Source organism: Noviherbaspirillum aridicola, assembly GCF_019656455.1.
Lineage (GTDB): Bacteria > Pseudomonadota > Gammaproteobacteria > Burkholderiales > Burkholderiaceae_D > Noviherbaspirillum > Noviherbaspirillum aridicola.
The window spans coordinates 1-18,970 of sequence record NZ_BPMK01000006.1; the positions used below are offsets into that span (position 1 = coordinate 1).

At 65.3% G+C, this 18,970-nt stretch carries 17 protein-coding genes; 11 read left to right on the forward strand and 6 right to left on the reverse strand.

What is annotated here, in order from left to right:
* The 8 genes from NCCP691_RS07520 to NCCP691_RS07555 all read left to right on the forward strand — a co-directional run.
* Nucleotides 1-141 (forward strand): uroporphyrinogen decarboxylase family protein (locus NCCP691_RS07520; RefSeq protein ID WP_274387229.1); only part of this gene is annotated, 141 nt, incomplete at its 5' end.
* A 309-nt stretch (nt 142-450) separates the two neighbouring features.
* On the forward strand, nt 451-1,143 hold the full coding sequence (locus NCCP691_RS21510) for an energy transducer TonB (protein WP_220807653.1): 693 nt from the start codon (nt 451-453) through the stop codon (nt 1,141-1,143).
* A 23-nt stretch (nt 1,144-1,166) separates the two neighbouring features.
* Nucleotides 1,167-1,901, forward strand: a complete 735-nt coding sequence (locus tag NCCP691_RS07530; protein ID WP_220807654.1) for a MotA/TolQ/ExbB proton channel family protein — start codon at nt 1,167-1,169, stop codon at nt 1,899-1,901.
* Nucleotides 1,898-2,314: an ExbD/TolR family protein gene (locus NCCP691_RS07535; RefSeq protein WP_220807655.1), complete on the forward strand. Its 417-nt coding sequence runs from the start codon at nt 1,898-1,900 to the stop codon at nt 2,312-2,314. The genes NCCP691_RS07530 and NCCP691_RS07535 overlap by 4 nt, the downstream gene beginning before the upstream one ends.
* Nucleotides 2,315-2,349: 35 nt before the next feature.
* Nucleotides 2,350-3,390 (forward strand): Fe(3+) ABC transporter substrate-binding protein, encoded by a 1,041-nt coding sequence (locus NCCP691_RS07540; protein ID WP_220807656.1) that lies wholly within the window; start codon nt 2,350-2,352, stop codon nt 3,388-3,390.
* A gap of 107 nt (nt 3,391-3,497) precedes the next feature.
* Nucleotides 3,498-5,786, forward strand: coding sequence for a TonB-dependent receptor (locus NCCP691_RS07545; RefSeq protein ID WP_309295111.1), 2,289 nt, complete (start codon nt 3,498-3,500; stop codon nt 5,784-5,786).
* A 7-nt stretch (nt 5,787-5,793) separates the two neighbouring features.
* Complete coding sequence (locus NCCP691_RS07550; protein ID WP_220807657.1) at nt 5,794-6,483, forward strand: Fe2+-dependent dioxygenase; 690 nt, start codon at nt 5,794-5,796, stop codon at nt 6,481-6,483.
* Nucleotides 6,480-7,595, forward strand: a complete 1,116-nt coding sequence (locus NCCP691_RS07555; RefSeq protein ID WP_220807658.1) for an alpha-hydroxy acid oxidase — start codon at nt 6,480-6,482, stop codon at nt 7,593-7,595. The genes NCCP691_RS07550 and NCCP691_RS07555 overlap by 4 nt, the downstream gene beginning before the upstream one ends.
* 34 nt (nt 7,596-7,629) lie before the next feature.
* On the opposite strand, the gene NCCP691_RS07560 is transcribed toward NCCP691_RS07555, so the two are convergent.
* Together NCCP691_RS07560 and NCCP691_RS07565 are read right to left on the reverse strand one after the other, a co-directional pair.
* The gene (locus tag NCCP691_RS07560; protein ID WP_220807659.1) at nt 7,630-8,277 is read right to left on the reverse strand and encodes a HugZ family pyridoxamine 5'-phosphate oxidase; all 648 of its coding nucleotides are present in this window, start codon (nt 8,275-8,277) and stop codon (nt 7,630-7,632) included.
* A gap of 102 nt (nt 8,278-8,379) precedes the next feature.
* Nucleotides 8,380-11,517: an error-prone DNA polymerase gene (locus tag NCCP691_RS07565; protein ID WP_220807660.1), complete on the reverse strand. Its 3,138-nt coding sequence runs from the start codon at nt 11,515-11,517 to the stop codon at nt 8,380-8,382.
* A 202-nt stretch (nt 11,518-11,719) separates the two neighbouring features.
* Between NCCP691_RS07565 and NCCP691_RS21515 the strand changes: the two genes are divergently transcribed.
* The gene (locus tag NCCP691_RS21515) at nt 11,720-13,621 is read left to right on the forward strand and encodes a HupA family protein (protein WP_220807661.1); all 1,902 of its coding nucleotides are present in this window, start codon (nt 11,720-11,722) and stop codon (nt 13,619-13,621) included.
* Between the two features lie 48 nt (nt 13,622-13,669).
* Here the strand turns inward: NCCP691_RS21515 and NCCP691_RS07575 are convergent, their stop codons facing one another.
* The 4 genes from NCCP691_RS07575 to imuA form a co-directional block, all read right to left on the reverse strand.
* Nucleotides 13,670-14,221 (reverse strand): hypothetical protein, encoded by a 552-nt coding sequence (locus tag NCCP691_RS07575; protein ID WP_220807662.1) that lies wholly within the window; start codon nt 14,219-14,221, stop codon nt 13,670-13,672.
* Between the two features lie 101 nt (nt 14,222-14,322).
* Nucleotides 14,323-14,631 (reverse strand): DUF2471 family protein, encoded by a 309-nt coding sequence (locus tag NCCP691_RS07580; protein WP_220807663.1) that lies wholly within the window; start codon nt 14,629-14,631, stop codon nt 14,323-14,325.
* A gap of 199 nt (nt 14,632-14,830) precedes the next feature.
* Nucleotides 14,831-16,291: a Y-family DNA polymerase gene (locus NCCP691_RS07585; RefSeq protein ID WP_220807664.1), complete on the reverse strand. Its 1,461-nt coding sequence runs from the start codon at nt 16,289-16,291 to the stop codon at nt 14,831-14,833.
* Nucleotides 16,224-16,973 (reverse strand): translesion DNA synthesis-associated protein ImuA, encoded by a 750-nt coding sequence (imuA, locus tag NCCP691_RS07590; RefSeq protein WP_220807665.1) that lies wholly within the window; start codon nt 16,971-16,973, stop codon nt 16,224-16,226. Before imuA ends, NCCP691_RS07585 begins: the two co-directional genes overlap by 68 nt.
* 174 nt (nt 16,974-17,147) lie before the next feature.
* On the opposite strand from imuA, the gene NCCP691_RS07595 reads away from it, so the two are divergent.
* The gene (locus tag NCCP691_RS07595; RefSeq protein ID WP_220807666.1) at nt 17,148-18,041 is read left to right on the forward strand and encodes an endonuclease; all 894 of its coding nucleotides are present in this window, start codon (nt 17,148-17,150) and stop codon (nt 18,039-18,041) included.
* A 73-nt stretch (nt 18,042-18,114) separates the two neighbouring features.
* Entirely contained in the window at nt 18,115-18,816 is a 702-nt protein-coding gene (locus tag NCCP691_RS07600; RefSeq protein ID WP_220807667.1) for a hypothetical protein, read from the forward strand.
* Nucleotides 18,817-18,970 lie beyond the last annotated feature (154 nt).

Below are 18,970 nucleotides of genomic sequence, written 5' to 3' on the forward strand. Positions count from 1 at the left end.
CGGCTGCTCGACAGCTACGGCACGCCCGGCCACGGCCATGTCTTCAACCTCGGGCACGGGATTTCGCAGTTCACGCCCCCCGAATCGGTCGCGGTGCTGGTCGAGGCGGTGCATGAGATGAGCCGCGCCATGCGCTCCTGAACCGCAGGCCCCGCCGGGTCTCGACTTCCCACTACAAGGGGACGCCCGACCCCCCTTGGTTCGCCATGCCGCCTTTTCCTATGATGAAGGGCAGGCAAGGCGAGCCGCCTGTCTTGCCTGATGCGATCCGCATCAAATATCCATACTGCTTCTACGGATTTTTGCCTTAAGTCAAGCAACTTTGCTTTTCTTTTTAAATGAGAATTGTTATCATTACTTTTCTTGGTAGAAGTCATCCCGCCGTTGCGTCCCCGGTGACAGGGCAAGCAGGCAGCTGACAAAGGCCGCCGCAGCAACAACAATAAACCTATGAATCAATCGCTCAACGTGAAAGCCGGCGTTCTGACGCTGATTTTCGCGCTCCATCTCGGTCTGCTGGCCTGGCTGGCGCTCGGCGCCGGCAAGCCTCCCGTGCCGCCCGTCATTCCGCAGCCCATGGTGATGGTCGAGATGCTGCCCATGGTCGCGCCGCCCAGGCCCGAGCCGGTCAGGCCGGAACCGCCGAAGCCGCAGCCGCCCGAGCCCAAGCCGCAACCGAAGAAGCCCATCCCCAAGGCGCAGCCGAAGCGCGAGCCGCCCAGGACCACGACCAGCGACAAGGCGCTGACCGAAAAAGCAGAGCCGCAGCCGACCGCGCCGGCGCCGGTCGCCTCGCCCGAGCCGCCCGCACCGGCGCCGCCGGCTCCCCCCGCACCGCCCGCGCCGCCGGCCCCGGTCCCGGTCACGCCGCCGCGCTTCAACGCCGCCTATCTGAACAACCCGGCGCCCGTCTATCCGCCGTTGCTGCGGCGGGCCGGCGAAGAGGGACGGGTCGTGCTGCGCGTGTTCGTCACCGCTGAAGGCCATGCGGGCGACGTGCAGGTGCTGCGCCCCAGCAGTTCGCCGCTGTTCGACGAGGCCGCGCTCAATGCGGTGCGCAAGTGGCGCTTCGTCCCGGCTCGCCGCGGCGACTCGCCGGTGGCGGAGTGGGTGCAGGTCCCGATCGATTTCAAACTGAACTGAATGTCTTTTACGAGAGTACGCTCATGAACAACCCCTACGGTATTGCCAACCTGTGGCAACAAGGCGATTCCATCACCCGCGCGGTCGCCATCGTGCTGCTGATCATGTCCATCCTGTCCTGGTACGTCATGGTCATCAAGGCCTGGAACCTGATGCGGCTGCGCCGCCAGGCGGCCGTCGCGAATGAGAAGTTCTGGCACAGCAAGAGCCTGGAAGAGGGCATGAACCTGCTCGCGCCCGACCGCCACAGCAATCCCTTCCGCGCGCTCGCCGAGGACGGCGCCAACGCCGCCATGCACCATGCGATGAGCAAGGAAGACCTGCACGGCGCGCTCAACCTCAGCGAGTGGGTCACGAGCTGCCTGCGCCGCTCGATCGAAAACGTCACCGGCAAGCTGCAGAGCGGCCTGCAGGTCCTGGCCTCGGTCGGCAGCACCGCGCCTTTCGTCGGTCTGTTTGGCACGGTCTGGGGCATCTATCACGCGCTGGTCGGCATCGGCGTTTCGGGCCAGGCCAGCATCGACCGCGTCGCCGGTCCCGTCGGCGAGGCACTGATCATGACCGCCTTCGGCCTGGTCGTCGCGATCCCCGCGGTGCTCGGCTATAACGCGCTCACCCGCAGCAACAAGGCCATGCTGTCCCACCTGAACAACTTCGCGCACGACCTGCATGCCTACCTGATCACCGGCGGCCGCGTCGGTCAGAACGGCGGCGGCCAGACCGTCAACGTCGTCAGCCTGCGCAAGGGGGAGGCATGAGCTTCGGCAGTCCCGACAAGGACGATGACGTGATGTCCGAGATCAACATGACGCCGCTGGTCGACGTCATGCTGGTCCTGCTCATCATCTTCATCATCACCATCCCGGTCATCAATCATTCGGTCAAGCTCGACCTGCCGCGCGCCGAAGCCCAGCCCAACGACGTCAAGCCGCCGCACATCGAAGTCTCCATCGATGCCAACGGCGTGATCAGCTGGAACGGCAATGCGGTCGACGAAGCCGCGCTCAAGGCCAGCATCGCCACCGCCGCCGCGCAGTCGCCGCAGCCCGAGCTGCACCTGCGCGCCGACCGCAAGACCGCCTATGAAAACGTGGCGCGCCTGATGGCCGCCGCCCAGACCGGCGGCCTGAACAAGATCGGCTTCATCACCGATCCCGAGGCTGCGCGCTAGCAGCCCATCCTTATCGATTTCCGACCAGGAGACCCATGAAAGCCGTATTGCGTACCGCCATCGCCGCCGCGTTCTCGTTCGGCGCCATCGTATCCGCCCAGGCCCAGGACAGCGTGCTCAACCTGTACTCGGCCCGCCATTACCAGACCGACGAACAGCTCTATTCCAATTTCACCAAGCAGACCGGCATCAAGATCAACCGCATCGAAGCCGACGACGCCGCCCTGATGGAGCGCCTGCGCAACGAAGGCAAGAACAGCCCGGCCGACGTGATCCTGCTGGTCGACGCCGCCCGCCTGTGGCGCGCCCAGGTCGAGGGCATGTTCCAGCCGGTGAAGTCGAAGCTGCTGGAAGAGCGCATTCCCGCCAACCTGCGCGGCGGCGACGAAGGGCAGGGCGCGCAGTGGTACGGCCTGTCGACCCGCGCCCGCATCATCGTCTACAACAAGGTGCGCGTGAAGCGCGACGACGTCGCCACCTATGAATCCCTGGCCGACCCCGCGCACAAGGGCAAGGTCTGCACCCGTTCCGGCTCCCATCCCTACATGCTGTCCCTGATCGGCGCGATGATCGAGCGTAACGGCGAACCCGCGACCGAGAAATGGGCGCAGGGCATGGTCGCCAACTTCGCCCGTCCGCCGCAGGGTGGCGACACCGACCAGATCAAGAGCGTCGCCAGCGGCGAGTGCGGCATCACGCTCGCGAATTCCTACTACTACGCGCGCCTGCTGCGGTCGACCAATTCGGAAGACCGCGAAATGATGAACAAGGTCGGCTTCGTCTGGCCGAACCAGCAGACGACCGGCACCCATGTCAACGTCGCCGGCGGCGCGATCGCCAGGAACGCGCCCCACAGGGACGCTGCGGTGAAGTTCCTCGAATACCTCGCCAGCGACGAAGCCCAGGCCTATTTCGCCAACGGGAATAACGAATGGCCGGTCGTCGACAGCGCCGTCGCCAGGAATCCGGTGCTGCAGCAGATGGGCAAGTTCAAGTCCGAAAACGTCTCGATCACCGCCATCGGCAAGAACCAGATCCCGGCGCAAAAGATTCTCGATCGCGTCGGCTATAAATAATCCGTACCGTTTTCCGCTTTTGTTTTTGTATTGCATGACATCGCAGCCAGCCAGTCTCTGTGGATAGCCAGCCGGACGATTCAGATAACTATTCACAGGGAATTCCAATGAAGAAGAAAGCAGCAAAAAGCCGGCCGCCGGAGGCGCAGCAACACGTCCGGCAAACCCAGACCATGATCGACGCCGAGACACGCCGGCCGGCCAGTCTGCCGCTCGGCGCGCTGATGCTGGCCGCATCGGTCTCGGCGACAGCACAAACGACGGCCCAGGCCCCGGCCTCCGCCGATCAGGTCCTGCCCGCGGTGCAGGTGACCGGGCAGCGCGAAACGCAGAGCAAGGAATCGCTGCGCGCAACCACGTCCAACATCGGCAAGGGCACGCAGGAGCTGCGCGATATTCCGCAATCCGTGACGGTGATGACCGAGCGTCTGCTCAACGACCGCAATCTGGATGACTTCCGCGAAGTGCTGCGCACGACCGCGGGCGTGACCTTCCAGGCAGGCGAGACAGGCGAGGAGGATGTTCGCCTGCGCGGCTTTTCGCTTGGGCAGGCTGGCGATATCTATCGTGACGGCTTGCGCGACAGCACCCTTTATGAGCGCGATACCTTCAACTACGACCGCGTCGAAGTGCTGAAGGGATCGGCATCGATGCTATTTGGCAGGGGGTCAACGGGTGGCATTGTCAACCAAGTGAGCAAGCAGCCGTTCTTGTTCGATCAGAACGAGGCTAGCTATACGGTCGGTACTGGCAACCTTCATCGCGTCACGGGGGATTTCAATCTCAAGACCGGCGAGGATGCCGCGTTGCGTTTGAACGTGATGGCGCACGATGCTGAGAACTGGGGGGCCAAACAGAAGAAGTATGGCCTTGCACCGACGTATAGTTGGGGCATCGGTACGCGAGATGAATTCAGCGTAGGGCTGAATCATCTCCGTATCGACGGAAGACCTCTCTACAATCATCCCTGGCTCCTCGACAACGGTACCTCGGTACGGTCCAATAATACGCGGGGGCGCATCGTGGAGGAGTTGTCGGCCAAAAATTACTACGGGTTGGCCAGCGACTACCTTGATAGCGAAGCAACTTACGGCACCGTCTCGCACCTGCATCGATTCGACGACGGCGCCCAGCTAAGGACTCAGCTTCGTCACGGCCGATACGAGCGCGATCTGTGGGTAAGCGCAGTTGGTTTTACCTCACCTGTAACGTCGGATACGCTCAGTGATGCTACCGCACTCAGGCGCACTCCGAAGGGACGCTTAAGCGTGAGCGATACGACGCAGCTTGCAAGTGATTATTCCGGCAAATTCAATCTCGGCGGGCGTCAGCATGAGATTCTGGCTGGTGTCGATATTTATGACGAAGACGCGAAGCGGGCAAACAATTACATCGGCGTTCCTACGGTCGCAAAACCGGGAACGACAGTCGGCGACCCGAACAACGGCGCGTCCGTCGGGGACACCCGGGGAGCGCCGCGGTATACGACCTTTGATGCCCGGAACATCGGTGTGTACGCGCAGGACATGATCAGCATTACCCCGACAGTCAAGCTGCTCGGCGGTATTCGCTTCGACCACTTCAAGGCTTCGTACCGCGACTTCAATGGTTTCAGCTTCGAGCGCAGCGACAACCTGTGGTCTCCGCGAGTAGGCGCGCTATACCAACCAAACGCGATCTCTTCTTACTACACTTCGTTTGGGACCTCGTACAACACCTCGGGCGATACCTACCAGTTCGCTGTTAACGCACCGAATGCAAAAGATGCGAGGACGGATCCCGAGAAGAGCCGCAATTTTGAAGTCGGTGGCAAGTGGGAATTGTTTGAAAATCGTGCATCTCTTGGCATAGCCGCGTTCTACAGTCAAAAGTATAACGAGCGCAATACTGATCCGGTGATTGAAAACCCGGAGCAGCTATTGTCCGGGAAACGTCACGCCAAGGGCATTGAGATTAACCTGGCCGGGCGCATTACGCCGAAGTGGGAGGTGTTCTTCAACCATACCTGGATTCCGGTCGCCCGAATTGACGAGAGCAATGTCGGCAAGCCGGGTGGTGTTCCCGCCGGTAATTCACAGGTTGAGGGAGATAGACCTGCATTGACGCCGAAGCACAGTGGCAGCCTGTGGACGACTTATCGCATCCTGCCGCAACTGCGCCTTGGCGCGGGTGCGACTTATCGCGGCGAGCAGACTCCGGAAGGCAACCGTGGAGTCACTGCGGGCAGTTTCACCGTCTTTGATGCCATGGCGGAGTACACAATCAACCAAACCTGGTCTGCGAAACTCAACGTTCTCAACCTGACCGACAGGCTTTACGCGGATTCCCTTTACCGCGGCTTTTACACGCCGGGCGCGCCCCGTCGTGTGGAACTGACGCTCAAGGCGATGTTCTAGGAAATCTATGCTTCTGCATCTGAAAAACGTCCTCACCCGCGACGAACTCGCCACGGCCCGGGCTCTGCTCGGGCCAGGGGCGGCGTGGGTGGACGGGCGGGTCAGCGCGGGCGGCCAGGCGGTCGCCCGCAAGAAGAACGAGCAACTGGCGCAGGACAGCGATGCCTCGCGCCAGTTGCAGACGCTGATACTCGGCGCCGTTCAGCGCGATCCGCTGTTCTTCTCCGCGGCGCTGCCGCGCAAGATCTTCAACCCGCTGTTCAATCGCTACAGCGGCGACAGCAACTACTATGGCGCCCATATCGATGGCGCGGTGCTGCACTCGCGCAATCCGGCGCAATGGGTGCGCACCGACTTGTCCTGCACGGTGTTCCTCGCCGAGCCCGACGAGTACGACGGCGGCGAACTGCTGATCCAGGATCCGCAGGGCGAGCGCCGCGTCAAGCTGCCGGCGGGCGACCTCGTGCTGTATCCCGGCACCACGCTGCATCAGGTCACGCCGGTCACGCGCGGCGCGCGCCTGGCCAGCTTCTTCTGGATCGAGAGCATGGTGCGCGGCGGCGACCAGCGTCAGCTGCTGTTCGAGATGGACATGGCGCTGCTCAAGCTGCGCGACTCGCTCGGCGAGCAGGACCCGTCGGTGGTGCAATTGACAGGCACTTACCACAACCTCCTGCGCATGTGGGCCGACACATGAGCCATATCCCCGCCGTCGAAGCAATCCCTGCCGGCATCGTCAATCTGGCCGACCACGAGCAGCATGCGCGTGCCCGGCTCGACGACAACGCCTGGGCCTATTTCGCCGGCGGCGCGGGGGATGAAATCACGCTGCGTGACAATCGCGCCGCGTGGGACGACATTCGTCTGACGACCCGTGTGCTGCGCCGGCTGACCGGCGGCCATACCCGCGTGCAGCTTCTCGGCCGCACGCTGGCGCATCCGGTACTGCTGGCGCCGGTCGCGTTCCAGCGCATGGCGCACAAGGACGGCGAGATCGCCACCGCCTATGCGGCGGCGACGCACGGCGCGGGGCTGGTGCTGAGCAGCCAGGCCAGCGTGCCCATGGAGCAGGTCGCGCAGGCGGTGCTGGGCGAGGCCTCGCGCGGACCGCTCTGGTTCCAGCTCTACTTCCAGCATGACCGGGATTTCACGCGGGAGCTCGTGCAGCGCGCCGAACAGGCTGGCTACGAGGCGCTGGTGGTGACGGTGGATGCGCCGAGCAGCGGCGCGCGGGATCGCGAACGGCGCACGGGTTTTCGTCTGCCGGCCGGTATCTCCGCGGTCAATCTTGCCGGCTTGCCTCCGCAGGCGCCGATCGCGCTGGAAGCGCATCAGAGCCGGATGTTCGACGGCCTGCTCGCGACGGCGCCATCGTGGGACGACATCGAATGGCTGCGCGGCGCGAGCCGCCTGCCGGTCATCCTCAAGGGCATCATGCATGCAGAGGATGCGAGACTGGCGATGGCGGCCGGAGCATCCGCGGTCATCGTCTCCAACCACGGCGGCCGCACGCTCGACACCATGCCCGCCACCGCCGCGGTGCTTCCCCGCATTCGCGCCGCGGTGGGGGCGGATTATCCGCTGCTGGTCGATGGCGGCATCCGGCGCGGCACCGACATCCTGAAAGCGATTGCGCTGGGCGCGAATGCGGTACTGGTCGGCCGTCCCTATGTGTTCGGCCTGGCCAATGCGGGCGCGATGGGCGTATCGCACGTGCTGCGCCTGCTGCGCGATGAACTCGAAATCGCGATGGCGCTCACCGGCTGCAAGACGCTGAACGAAGCCGGCCCGGATCTACTGTTCGGGTAGTGCGGGCACAGGGTCCCGCACCACGTCGGGACGGCTACAGCGCGCCGAGCAGCCGGCGCGCGCTCAGCCGTATCTGCTCCACCGAGTCCAGCATGTTCGGGAAGCGCTGACGCTCCCGCTTGCCCTGGCGTTCAAAATCGATCCCATAGCAATCCAGCCCGAGCAGCCGCACCCGCGGCGGCAGGTCGCCCAGCAAGTCCTGGATCAGGCCCGCTTCGTCGGCGAGCGTGAGTACCGTTGCATCGTGCCAGTCGGCTTCCTCCAGCCATCCCATCTGTGCGAAGCCGGCGATCGCGCGCACCCGTTTCGGCTGCAGCACGAAGAAGGCGAAATCGCCGAGCGACAGGTATTGCTCGGCATCCGGCTGGTAGCGCAGGTAGCGGGCCTGCAGCTCCGGCGAGGCATCGGTGCGCAGCGCGTCGCCAAGCAGGGTGATGCGCGGGCCGGCGAGCAGCGATTCGCCATTGCCGGTGACGAGGAAACTGGCACGGCGGTCGGCCAGCAGGTTCTTCGTGTGTTCGGCCAGGCCGCTGACGAGGAAAACCGGGCGATGCGCTTCATCCGGGACGAAGGGCAGGGCGCTGGCGAACGGATACCCCGGCAGTTGCAGCGAGTGCGTGGCAAGCGTGCCGGATGCTGCGCCATGCAGCAGATGGAGTACGGAGTCGAATTCGGGTTTCATGAGGACTGCAGAGAGAGGAGTGAGGCATTGTAGGCACCCGCGCCACTGGCGCCAAGTGCGATTTCCGGTCGTGTTGCTGGATGACCTTGACATGAAAATCATTCATGCAAAATCCCGGCTGTGAGTGACCAGGCGGCCCAATAGCGGCGTCATGTCCACCAGCCGCTTGGCCACCAGGTGGCGCACCCGGCCTTCGGTCTGCCAGATGCCGTAGACGCCGAGCAGCCGCGAACCGAGCAATTCCTTGCGCTGCCGCTCCACCAGTCCGGGCCACACGATCACGTTCACCGGCCCGGTTTCATCCTCGATGGTGACGAAGACGGTGCCGCTGGCGGTGGAAGGGCGCTGACGCACGGTGACGATGCCGCAGCCGCGCGCAATCTGGCCGTCGGCGAAAGTATTGAGCACGTCGGCCGGCAGGAAGCGCCGCGCATGCAGCAGCGGCCGCAGCAGCGCCAGCGGATGGCGCTCCAGCGTCAGGCCCAGCGTGTGATAGTCGGCGACGATGGCTTCGCCTTCGCTCGGCGCAGGCAGCTGCAGCGCTTCTTCCCGCACCGGCGCATCGCGCAGCAGATCCCGGCCGGCGCCGCCGGCGACCGCCTGCCACAATGCCTGGCGCCGGTTGCCGGCCAGGGTGCGCAGCGCATTGGCATTGGCCAGCGCTTCCAGATCATGACGCGGCAGCCGCGCGCGCAGCGCCAGGTCGTCGATGTCGGCGAACGGCTGCACGGCGCGCGCCTCCTCGATGCGCCAGCCGGCTTCGCGCGGCAGCCCGCGCACCAGGGAGAGACCGAGGCGCACCGCGTGCCCCTCGTCCGCGGCTTCCAGCGTGCTGTCCCAGTCGCTCGCGGTCACATCCACCGGGCGCACTTGCACGCCGTGGCGGCGCGCGTCCTGCACCAGCTGCGCCGGCGCATAAAAACCCATCGGCTGGCTGTTGAGCAGCGCCGCCAGGAACACCGCCGGCTCATGGCATTTGATCCAGGAGCTGGCATAGGCAAGCAGCGCGAAACTGGCCGCATGGCTTTCCGGGAAGCCGTAGGAGGCGAAGCCTTCCACCTGCTGCACGATGGATTCGATGAAGGCGTCTTCATAGCCTTTCCTGGCCATGCCGTCGCGCAGCTTCTGCTGGAATCGAAACATCTCGCCCTTGCGCCGCCAGGCCGCCATCGCGCGCCGCAGCTGGTCGGCTTCGCCGGGCGTGAAGTCGGCGGCGAGCATCGCGATCTGCATCACCTGTTCCTGAAAGATCGGCACGCCGCAGGTGCGTTCCAGCGCCGGCCGGATTTCATCCTTCGGGTAGCTGACCGGCTCCAGGCCCTGGCGGCGGCGCAGGTAGGGGTGCACCATGCCGCCCTGTATCGGCCCCGGGCGCACGATCGCCACCTGGATCACCAGGTCGTAGAAGCGTCTCGGCCGCAGCCGCGGCAGCATCGTCATCTGCGCCCGGCTCTCGATCTGGAACACGCCGACGGTGTCGGCCTCGCGGATCATCGCGTAAGTGGCAGGGTCCTCGCCCGGAATGTCCTGCATGCCGAAGGGTTCGCCGCGCAGGTCGCTGATCATGTCCAGCGCCCGCCGTATCATCGACAGCATGCCGAGCGCGAGCAGGTCGACCTTCAGCAGGCCGAGCGCATCGAGATCGTCCTTGTCCCACTGCACCACGCTGCGCTCGGCCATGCTCGCATTCTCGATCGGCACCATGCGCGACAGCTTGCCGCGCGCGATCACGAAGCCGCCCGGATGCTGGGACAGATGCCGCGGAAAATATATCAGCTTTTCCGCGATCGACGTCCAGTGCCGCGCGATCGGCGACGCCGGGTCCAGCCCGCATTCGACAAAGCGCTCCGTCAGCCCGCTCTTGCCGTCCCACCAGCGATGCGACTTGGCCACCTGGTCGACGATGCCCAGGTCCACGCCGAGCGCCTTGCCCACATCGCGCAGCACGCTGCGCGGCTTGTAGCTGATCACCACCGCCGTCAGGGCCGCCCGCATGCGGCCGTATTTGCGATACACGTACTGGATCACTTCCTCGCGCCGCTGGTGTTCGAAATCGATATCGATGTCCGGCGGCTCGTTGCGCTCCCTGGAGATGAAGCGCTCGAACAGCAGGTTGCCGCGCGCGGGGTCGACTTCGGTCACATGCAGGCAGTAGCAGACCGCGGAATTGGCCGCCGAGCCGCGTCCCTGGCACAGGATGTGGCGGCTGCGGGCGAAGCGCACGATGTCGAACACCGTCAGGAAGTAGGGCTCGTAGCCCATCTCGGCGATCAGGTCCAGCTCATGTTCGATCTGTCGCTGCACCTGCAGCGGAATGCCCTGGGGGTAGCGCTGCTCGGCGCCGATCCAGGTTTCCTTGCGCAGATAGCTGGCGGGCGTTTCACCGGGCGGCACCAGTTCATCCGGATATTCGTAGCGCAGCTCGTCGAGGGAAAAGCTGCACAGCTGCGCAATGCGCACCGACTCCGCCAGCGCCTCGGCCGAATAGATGTTCCCCAGCCGCAGCCGCGAACGCAGATGCTGTTCCGCGTTCGGTGCCAGCGCATAACCGCATTCGCCGACCGCCTTGCCGAGCCGGATCGCGGTCAGCGCATCCTGCAGCGGCTTGCGCGAGCGCACATGCATGCAGACATCGCCGGTGGCCACCAGCGGCAGCCGCTGGGCCCGCGCCACCTGTTCCACCGTCGCGCGATGACGGTCGTCGCCGGCGCGCAGCAGCAGCGTCATCGCGATCCATCCCCGGCCGGGGAAGCTGCGCCGCAGCCATTGCGCCTGCGCCGCCAGCCGCCCGGCGTCCACGCCATGTTCGGGCGCGAGGATCGCCAGGCAGTCGGGCATGCCGCGCAGATGCGCGAGCTCGCCGCGCGGATCGTCGATGTCCGATGGATGGAGGCGGTAGCTGCCTTTTTCCGCGCGCGTGCGTCCGAGCGTGATCAGCTCGCACAGATTGCCGTAGCCCTCGCGATTCCTCGCCAGGAGGATCAGCGAGCAGGCGAGCTCGCCGTTTTCATCGACCAGCCGGAACTGGCTGCCGATGATCAGGTGCAGGCCGATCTTCTTGGCTTCCACGTGCGCGCGCACGACGCCCGCGACCGAGCATTCATCGGTGATGGCCAGCGCCGAATAGCCGAGCTGGGCGGCACGCGCGGCCAGCTCTTCGCCATGCGAAGCGCCGCGCAGGAAACTGAAGTTGGTTACGCATTGGAGTTCGGCATAGGCGGGCAGACCGGGCGGGGACATGGCAAATACTGTATAAAAAACCAGTATAAGCGAAATTATCGATATCCCGTCCGAATTTGTTTCTTACCAGCCACGCAATCGGGTAGGCACTTGACTGTTCTCAAGAGTTAATAAAACGCCAATCTTAGACTTTCGACATCTTTCATTCACGAACATGGAGCGAGGAAAAATGCGCAAGTCGGGAAAAACCAGGTCAGGCCTCATGCTTGCCCTGATCGGCGGGCTCAGTGCCTGCGGAGGCGGCAGCGGCAGCGGCGAGCAGGCAAGCAGCGGCGGCAGCACGAGACTGGCGCCGGAAGTGTGGACCAAGTGCGCGGACGAATATCAGGTCTGCACCTTCAGCGGCACGCGTGAAGTCCGCTACGGGCTGAACGGCACCTGGGTGACGCGCACCGCGACCGGTTCGATCGAATGCTCCAACGAGGTCTTTGGCGATCCGCTGCCCGGCGCCGACAAGGTCTGCGAATACGTGACCGTCACATCCTCGCCCGCACCGGCACCCGCACCGGCACCTGCACCTGCACCTGCACCCGCACCCACCCCGGCGCCGTCATGGATCAAGTGCGCCGACGAGTACGGCACCTGCACGGTCCCCGGCACCACCCAGGTTCGCTATGGCCTGAACGGCACCTGGGCCACGCGCACCGTGACCGGTTCGATCGAATGCTCGAACGAAGTCTTTGGCGATCCGCTGCCCGGCGCCGACAAGATTTGCGAATACGCGACGACGACCCCTTCACCCGCGCCGGCGCCAACGCCATCTCCGACCCCCGCGCCCACGCCCGCGCCGACGCCATCCCCCGCGATGCCGGCCCCCGTGCCGGGCGCCACGCTCACCATGAACTGCGTCGATGGCAGCGGCTGGCAATGCAGCGGCAACACCATCCTGCGCACCGAGAATGGCGTGACCCTGACCGCATCCGGCGTCCAGGCCTACGGCAAGTCCACCAACGACCTCGCCAAGCCGATCGCCGATCCGACCGCGGCCTATGGACTTGCGCCAGCCTCCGGAGGACTTGCCGAAGTGCGGGTAGCCAAGGCTGGGGACGGCACCATATCCAGCGCCGCGCTACTGCTCAGCAATCTCGGCATTTCGTGGGATGGCAAGGTCGAGCGCCCGATCATCGTCGAAACCTTCCGCACCGCCCAGGGCCGGGTCACCATCGATTCCAACGGCCTGATTTCCTTCGGGGCCTTGCCGCATCGCTCCAACCTCGGCTTCTACGACTTCGCCACCAAGGGCACTGCGGGCACCCAGCTCAACTATGCAAACAACAGCTACTTCCCGCGCAGCGAACCGAGCCGTTGCGGCTTCACGCCGTGTCCGACCACGGAGACCGCCGGCATTCAGCACTATCCCGGCGACTGGCTGTCGGGCGGCACTCTGCCGCACAGCACGGTAGCCAGCCGCCTGCATGGAGACGGCGACGTGCACGCGGGGGACGGACCGCCTGATGCCAACGGCAATCCCACCATCCTCCCCGGCGGGAATGGTCCCGGCGTGCCGTTCCCCGGCTCGAAGGGCTATCGCTTCTTCAACAACTGGGGCTATCAGTACGCCAATCTGGGCGCCTGGGTCACGCAGGACACCGTCCAGATCGTCGAGTGGACCGCGGGCGCGGGCACCGACGAGCACAACCAGAGCCGCAGCGGCATGGTGGCCTTCGGCAATGTGACGGCGCCGGCCCAGGTGCCGTCCAGCGGCACTGCCAGCTATGCGGTGCAGGTTTATGGCTGGTATGCGCCGAACGGCACCGCGGAGGCGTCCTTCTATCGCGGCATCGGCCAGGTGACGGTCAATTTCGCCACGCGCCAGGCGAGCATCGTGATTCAGAACACCCGCACCGACAACGAGGCGCAGACCCCGGTCCCGGCCACCATGAACGCGACGGTGATGATGGGGGCGGCGGGCTCGAACGTCGCCAACTACCTGAACGGCGCGGTGAACAACGGCACGCTCGCGGGCGGTCTCGGTGCACGCTACTTCGGACCCGTCGCCGCTGGCGGCAGCGGTGCGGGGCCGGCGGAAATCGGCGGCGCCTTCACGCTGTCGGGCAGCGGCGGCGCGACCATCGTCGGCGGTTTCGTCGGACGCAAGCAGTAGCGGAAATGACGGCGCCGGCGGCCTGCCGGCGTCGCCACGGAATGGACTTCAGCGCCGGCGTGCGCGGAAGCGGCGTGCGGCCAGGAACACGATCGCAGCCAGTACCGTCAGCAGCAGCACCGGTCCGAGCTTGTTCTGCGGGACCGGTTCGCTTGCCTGCCGTGCTTCGATGGCGGCTTCGGCTTCGCTGGTGCCCGAGGCGCCGCTGCCGGTTTCGCTGCCGCTGCCGCCTTCCGACTGCGCCGCAGTATCCGGCTGCCGGTCATTGGACGACATCAGTGATCCCAGGCCGAGCCCGAGCAGGGCGCCGCCAAGCATGCCGCCCCAGGGGCTGCCGGCTTCCCGCGGCAGCGTTTGCCGCGGCGCGGTGGGTGGAACGGGTGCCGGCGGAGCGTCGGGTTGGGCGCGCTGTATCGGCGCTGGGGCGGGAGGGGCTGCGGGTGCGGTTCTCGATACCGGTGGAGCTGCCGGTTTTTGCTTCAGCGCGGAGGACTGCCTGCCGCTGGAGCGGCCGCTGCCGGCACGCTTGGCGTAGGACTCCGGCACCGCAATGGTGAAGACCACCAGGAGGAGAAGGATTCTTGCGATGAGGGAGTGCATGATCGGTCTCCGACAGGAGACGCCGGAGGAATTCCGTCGTTTGCAGTTGGAGTCGTGCCGGCGGCAAGAGGTTTCGCCGCACGGCACTGGATCAAGTCATGTCAATGATAGGTGCAGTAGGCACGGCGGATCATCTTGACCGCTACCGGCAATGACTCGCAGCTTTCGAGATCGGCCGGCTGGTTGACTCGCGGGACGTAGCCCCAGCGAGATGAACGCAGCATGCGGATGTAGCGCTTGTCGAGATCGCCCGCCTGCTCGAGCATCTGCAGGGCTTCCTTTTCAATCTCGTGAACCAGGCGCCAGGTGAGGGGACGGCCGGCGGTGCGGTAGCGTTCTGCGATCGCATCCACCGCAAGTGCCAGTCGTGCACGGGCTGCCTGCAGTTTGTGACCTTCGAACAATTTCATGGGAATAGTGAGAGCTCGCTGTATGGGTGTACAGTATAAACCGAGCCACCCCGGGCCGGATCGAGTGCGCGCAATCTTGTCGCGAAAAAGAGGAAAAATTTCGTAAGAAAATGAAAATTAGGAAATTTTCCTGGAAGTTATGGAAAGTTGTTCTTGCCATTGATACGGCAAAGGCTTGCAAAAACCACCTTGGGCGAGGTCAGGCGAAGAAGCCCTGCAGGAACCAGCGCACTTCTTCCTCGCGGCGCTCTCTGTAAAGCCAGTAGCAGGTGGCCGAATCCTCCTGGTAGATGAAATAGTCGCGCACGATCAGTCCGCCATCCCACCAGCCGCACTCAATCCGTTCCGGCCCCTTGACCAGCTTGAGCGGCGATCTGAATACCGGCCGGTGTTCGCGCACGATCAGCTCGATGGGCTGTTCGAGCAGCCAGAAGGGACGCTCGGCGAATTCCGGCGCCGCGTCCGTCCGCCGTGTGCGAGGCCCGGCGGCAGGCACCCAGGCATTGCATACCTCCGGGCGATGATCGGCGCGCAGCGCCGGTGTGAGCACGCTGTGATCGCCGAGCCGCGCGCCCAGCAATTCCAGCAGCCGGTGAAACTCCTCGGGCGTGGCGCCGGGGTCGGGGAACAGGGAGTCCGTCGGCGGCTTCATCGTTTCCACCTGCAGCGCTTCCAGGCGCAGGCCGATCAGCGGAGCGGTCAGGACGATGCGTGCCAGCCGCTCCTTCAGCAGCCGGGTCAGATGATCTTCGCGCCATGCGGGCGCCGCCAGCGCGATCTCCAGCGGCGTCGGCGCGACGGCCTGACGCCCGCGTTCATGCTCGAGCTGCAGCAGAAAACGGGTTACCGCGAACTGATGCGCGACCAGCCAGCCGCTGAGCTGCTGCAGCAGGCGGCGTGCGGCAAACAGGGCCGCTTCCGCGTGCTCGATGCGATCTGGCAGTTCCAGGCGGGCGCGAAAGGCCGGCGGCGCCTGCACCCACTCGAACAGCTCGGGCGCCTGGCCATAGGCGCGGTCGAGCGCATCGAGCACGCCGGCATCGGTGCGCCGCTGCAGTCCGGCGCGCGGCAGGCGCCGCAGCTGCCCGAAGCTGCGGCAGCCTATCCCCGCCAGCCATTCCTCATACGGCAGCAGGGCGGGCAGCAGCAGACAGGGCAGGGCATCGAGCCACTGCGCCAGGCGCTCCATGCGCACCACGCGACGGCGCCTCTGCGCGGCATGCGCGAGCAGCCATGCGCCCTGCGCGGTGGGCGCCATGCCGAGCCGCAGCGTGAAGCCGAGCGTGTCGACGCTGGCGCGGACCAGGCGCGCCAGCGCCAGCCGGCCGCCGAATGCGCGCAGGCTGGCGCTGACGTCGAGCAGCACATCGCGCTCGCCGGCCAGCGCCACCTCCGGCGTGTACTGCAGCAGCGCGAGAGCGACCCCGCAGAGCGCTTCCTGCTCGCGCGCCGCATCCTGCTCGTGCACTGCCGCGTCCGGACAGATCGCCTGCACGCCGCTGCTGCGCATGCCGATGCGCACGCCGCCTTCGACAGCCTGTGCGCTGGCGGCCACCACGCGACCGCGCGCGACCACCACATGCCTGCCTGCTTCAGACCAGTTCGGCCGGATTGTTTCGAGCGGCAGCAGTGGCAGGTGCACGCTGATCCAGGTGCGCATCGGAGGACTGGGGCAAGACAGGGGAAACGGCTACCGCGGGAGAATCTTCCAGGGGCAGATGGATGGGCTCGTCACGGCGCGGGCCGCGCCGCTTGACGATTTCTATGTCGATGCCGCCGCTGGCCGGGCGCAATGCCAGCCGCAGCGGAGAAGGGGATGCATGGGGCAGGCAGGACAATGGGCGCAGCATCCAGAACAGCATGTCCGATGCCTGGGCGGCCAGCAGCAGGCGGCGCAGGGATTCCGGGCGTGCATGCGCTTCCCAGAAAATCAGCGCGCCGCAGCTGCCGTTGCGCAGAATCTGTTCCGCGCTCCAGAGGGCATCCGCGCTGCGCGGCGCCTTCACCCAGAGCAGGCTGTCGGGAGGCAGCCCCCAGGCAGCCCATGCCGCTGCCTGCGGCAGATAGGGCGGCCGCAGCAGTACAATGCGGCGGCCCGCGGCGATGCGGCGCAGCGCGGGACGCAGCAGGCGCATTTCGCCGATGCCGGCCTGCTGCACCAGCAGTTCGATCAGGGTGGATGAGGGCCAGCCGCCATTCGGCAGCTCGCTGTCGAGTGCGGAATAGCCGGTGGGGGTGCCGGCAGCCTGGAAGGAACCCATCTGGCTGGCGCGCCAGACGGCATGGTGCAGGACAAGCTCGGGCCGGTTGGATTTTTCTATCGGTGAAACTAATGCGGACATCGGACCTCCTAGTAATCTGGACGATGATGCTTCTCATCAATACTGTACAAATATACAGTAAAATGTCAGGCCCGATTAGTCAAATTCCAAGTTCGCATACTATTCGCCGTGACCATTCACAAACCGCAGTTCCGAATGTGAACCATGGCGCCGAGCGCAAAAGATTTTTCCCCGATGCCTCCACGTGTCACCTCCGTCGGGCTGCTTGCCAGGCCCGACCCCGCCGCCGGCTTCTCCTATCCGCACCATATCGATCGCGCCAGCCTCGACGCCTTGCCGTCGCGGCCGGGCATCTACATCTTCCGCGACGAACAGGACCGGCCGCTTTATGTCGGCAAGAGCGTCAATATCCGCAGCCGCGTGCTTTCCCATCTGCGCACCCCCGAAGAGGCGCGCATGCTGCAGCAGAGCCGCTATGTGGAATACCGCCGCACCGCGGGCGACATCGGCGCGCTGCTGCTTGAGTCGCGGCTGATCAAGGACCTGCAGCCGCTGCACAACAAGAAGCTGCGCCGCACCCGTGAAATGTGCGCGCTGCGCCTCTCGCCCGATGCCCGCTCCGTGCCCGAAATCGTCTATGCGCGCGAGCATGACTTCGCCAGCAGCGAGCATTTGTACGGCCTGTTCGCCACCCGCAAGGCGGCGCTGGAAAAGCTGCGCGAGATCGTGGACATGCACATGCTGTGTCCGGCCCTCACAGGACTGGAGCAGGCGATGCGCGGGCGCGCCTGTTTCGCGCGGCAGATTTCGCGCTGTCTTGGCGCCTGCACCGGCGCCGAGCCGCTCGCGGAACACCGGCGGCGTCTCCAGGCCGCGCTCGACGACCTGCGCATCGTGGTCTGGCCCTGGGCCGGCCCCATGGGCATCGTCGAAGAATGCGATGGCTGGAAGCAGACGCATGTCGTCGACCACTGGTTCTATCTCGGTTCGATCGACGATGTCGCCGGCTTGCCCCCGACGCGCCGCGCCGCACGGCGCTCCTTCGACGTCGACACCTACAAGATACTGGTCAAGCCGATGCTGCGCGGGGAATTGCGAATGGAAGAAGTCAGGCTCGCCGATGAATGAGCAGGCCCCGTGAAAAGCAGAAAGCCGTGCCCGGCTTGCGGTGCACGGCTTTCCAGTGATGCGGCAGCTTTACTTGGAAGTGCTGCCGGTCGAGCCGCTGCCGGTAGTGCTGCCCGACGAGCTGCCCGGAGTGCTGCTGGAGGAGCTGCCCGAAGAACCACCCGAAGTGCTATCGCTCGAGGAGCTGCCCGGAGTGCTGCTGGAAGAACCACCCGAAGAGCCACCCGACGAGCTATCGCTCGACGAGCTGCCCGAGCTGCTGCCGCCGGAAGAGCCTCCCGGCGTGCTGCCACCCGACGAACCGCCCGGCGTGCTGCCCGAGGTGCTGCCGCCTGCCGGCGGCGTGGTGCTGCTGGCTGCGCCGCCCGCGCTGCTTGCGTCGCTGCCGGTCCCGCCGGCTGCGCCGCCGGAAGTGCCGCCGCTTGCGCTCGGCGAGCTGCCGGCCGCGCCGCTGCTGCTGGTGTCGCCGGCGGTGCTGCCTGCGCTGCCGCTTGCCGGCGGCGTGGTGCCGCCCGCCGAGCCTGCCGATGCATCGCTGGAGCTGCTTGCCCCGCCCGGCGTGCTGCCGGTGGTGCCGGCGCCGCCTGCGGTACCGCCAGTGCTGCCAGTACCGCCGGTGCTGCCGGCAGCGCCAGAGCTGCTGGTGCCGCCTTCGCCGCCTGCCGAGCCAGCGTCATTCTTGTTGCAGGCGCCGAGGGTCAATGTGGCGACGAGTGCCGCGAGCAATACTGAATATTTCATGCTGGATCCTCTCAAAAATATAGTTGTTGATTGAAGTACAGGAAGTACACAGCTAATTGGAGGAAATCCAAATGCGTAAGTGCCAAAGAGGGCCTTGATAAATCTCAAATCAAAATATGCTTTATTCAATACTAGAACGTTGACTCCAGGAAATTTTCTGGTTGCCCGGATATAATCGGCGCGGAAAT

Bases quoted from the DNA above. Each gene is read 5' to 3' on its own strand.
- NCCP691_RS21510 (WP_220807653.1), top strand. From the start codon at position 451: ATGAATCAATCGCTCAACGTGAAAGCCGGCGTTCTGACGCTGATTTTC.
- NCCP691_RS07530 (WP_220807654.1), top strand. From the start codon at position 1,167: ATGAACAACCCCTACGGTATTGCCAACCTGTGGCAACAAGGCGATTCC.
- NCCP691_RS07535 (WP_220807655.1), top strand. From the start codon at position 1,898: ATGAGCTTCGGCAGTCCCGACAAGGACGATGACGTGATGTCCGAGATC.
- NCCP691_RS07540 (WP_220807656.1), top strand. From the start codon at position 2,350: ATGAAAGCCGTATTGCGTACCGCCATCGCCGCCGCGTTCTCGTTCGGC.
- NCCP691_RS07545 (WP_309295111.1), top strand. From the start codon at position 3,498: ATGAAGAAGAAAGCAGCAAAAAGCCGGCCGCCGGAGGCGCAGCAACAC.
- NCCP691_RS07550 (WP_220807657.1), top strand. From the start codon at position 5,794: ATGCTTCTGCATCTGAAAAACGTCCTCACCCGCGACGAACTCGCCACG.
- NCCP691_RS07555 (WP_220807658.1), top strand. From the start codon at position 6,480: ATGAGCCATATCCCCGCCGTCGAAGCAATCCCTGCCGGCATCGTCAAT.
- NCCP691_RS07560 (WP_220807659.1), bottom strand. From the start codon at position 8,277: ATGAAACCCGAATTCGACTCCGTACTCCATCTGCTGCATGGCGCAGCA.
- NCCP691_RS07565 (WP_220807660.1), bottom strand. From the start codon at position 11,517: ATGTCCCCGCCCGGTCTGCCCGCCTATGCCGAACTCCAATGCGTAACC.
- NCCP691_RS21515 (WP_220807661.1), top strand. From the start codon at position 11,720: ATGCTTGCCCTGATCGGCGGGCTCAGTGCCTGCGGAGGCGGCAGCGGC.
- NCCP691_RS07575 (WP_220807662.1), bottom strand. From the start codon at position 14,221: ATGCACTCCCTCATCGCAAGAATCCTTCTCCTCCTGGTGGTCTTCACC.
- NCCP691_RS07580 (WP_220807663.1), bottom strand. From the start codon at position 14,631: ATGAAATTGTTCGAAGGTCACAAACTGCAGGCAGCCCGTGCACGACTG.
- NCCP691_RS07585 (WP_220807664.1), bottom strand. From the start codon at position 16,291: ATGCGCACCTGGATCAGCGTGCACCTGCCACTGCTGCCGCTCGAAACA.
- imuA (WP_220807665.1), bottom strand. From the start codon at position 16,973: ATGTCCGCATTAGTTTCACCGATAGAAAAATCCAACCGGCCCGAGCTT.
- NCCP691_RS07595 (WP_220807666.1), top strand. From the start codon at position 17,148: ATGCCTCCACGTGTCACCTCCGTCGGGCTGCTTGCCAGGCCCGACCCC.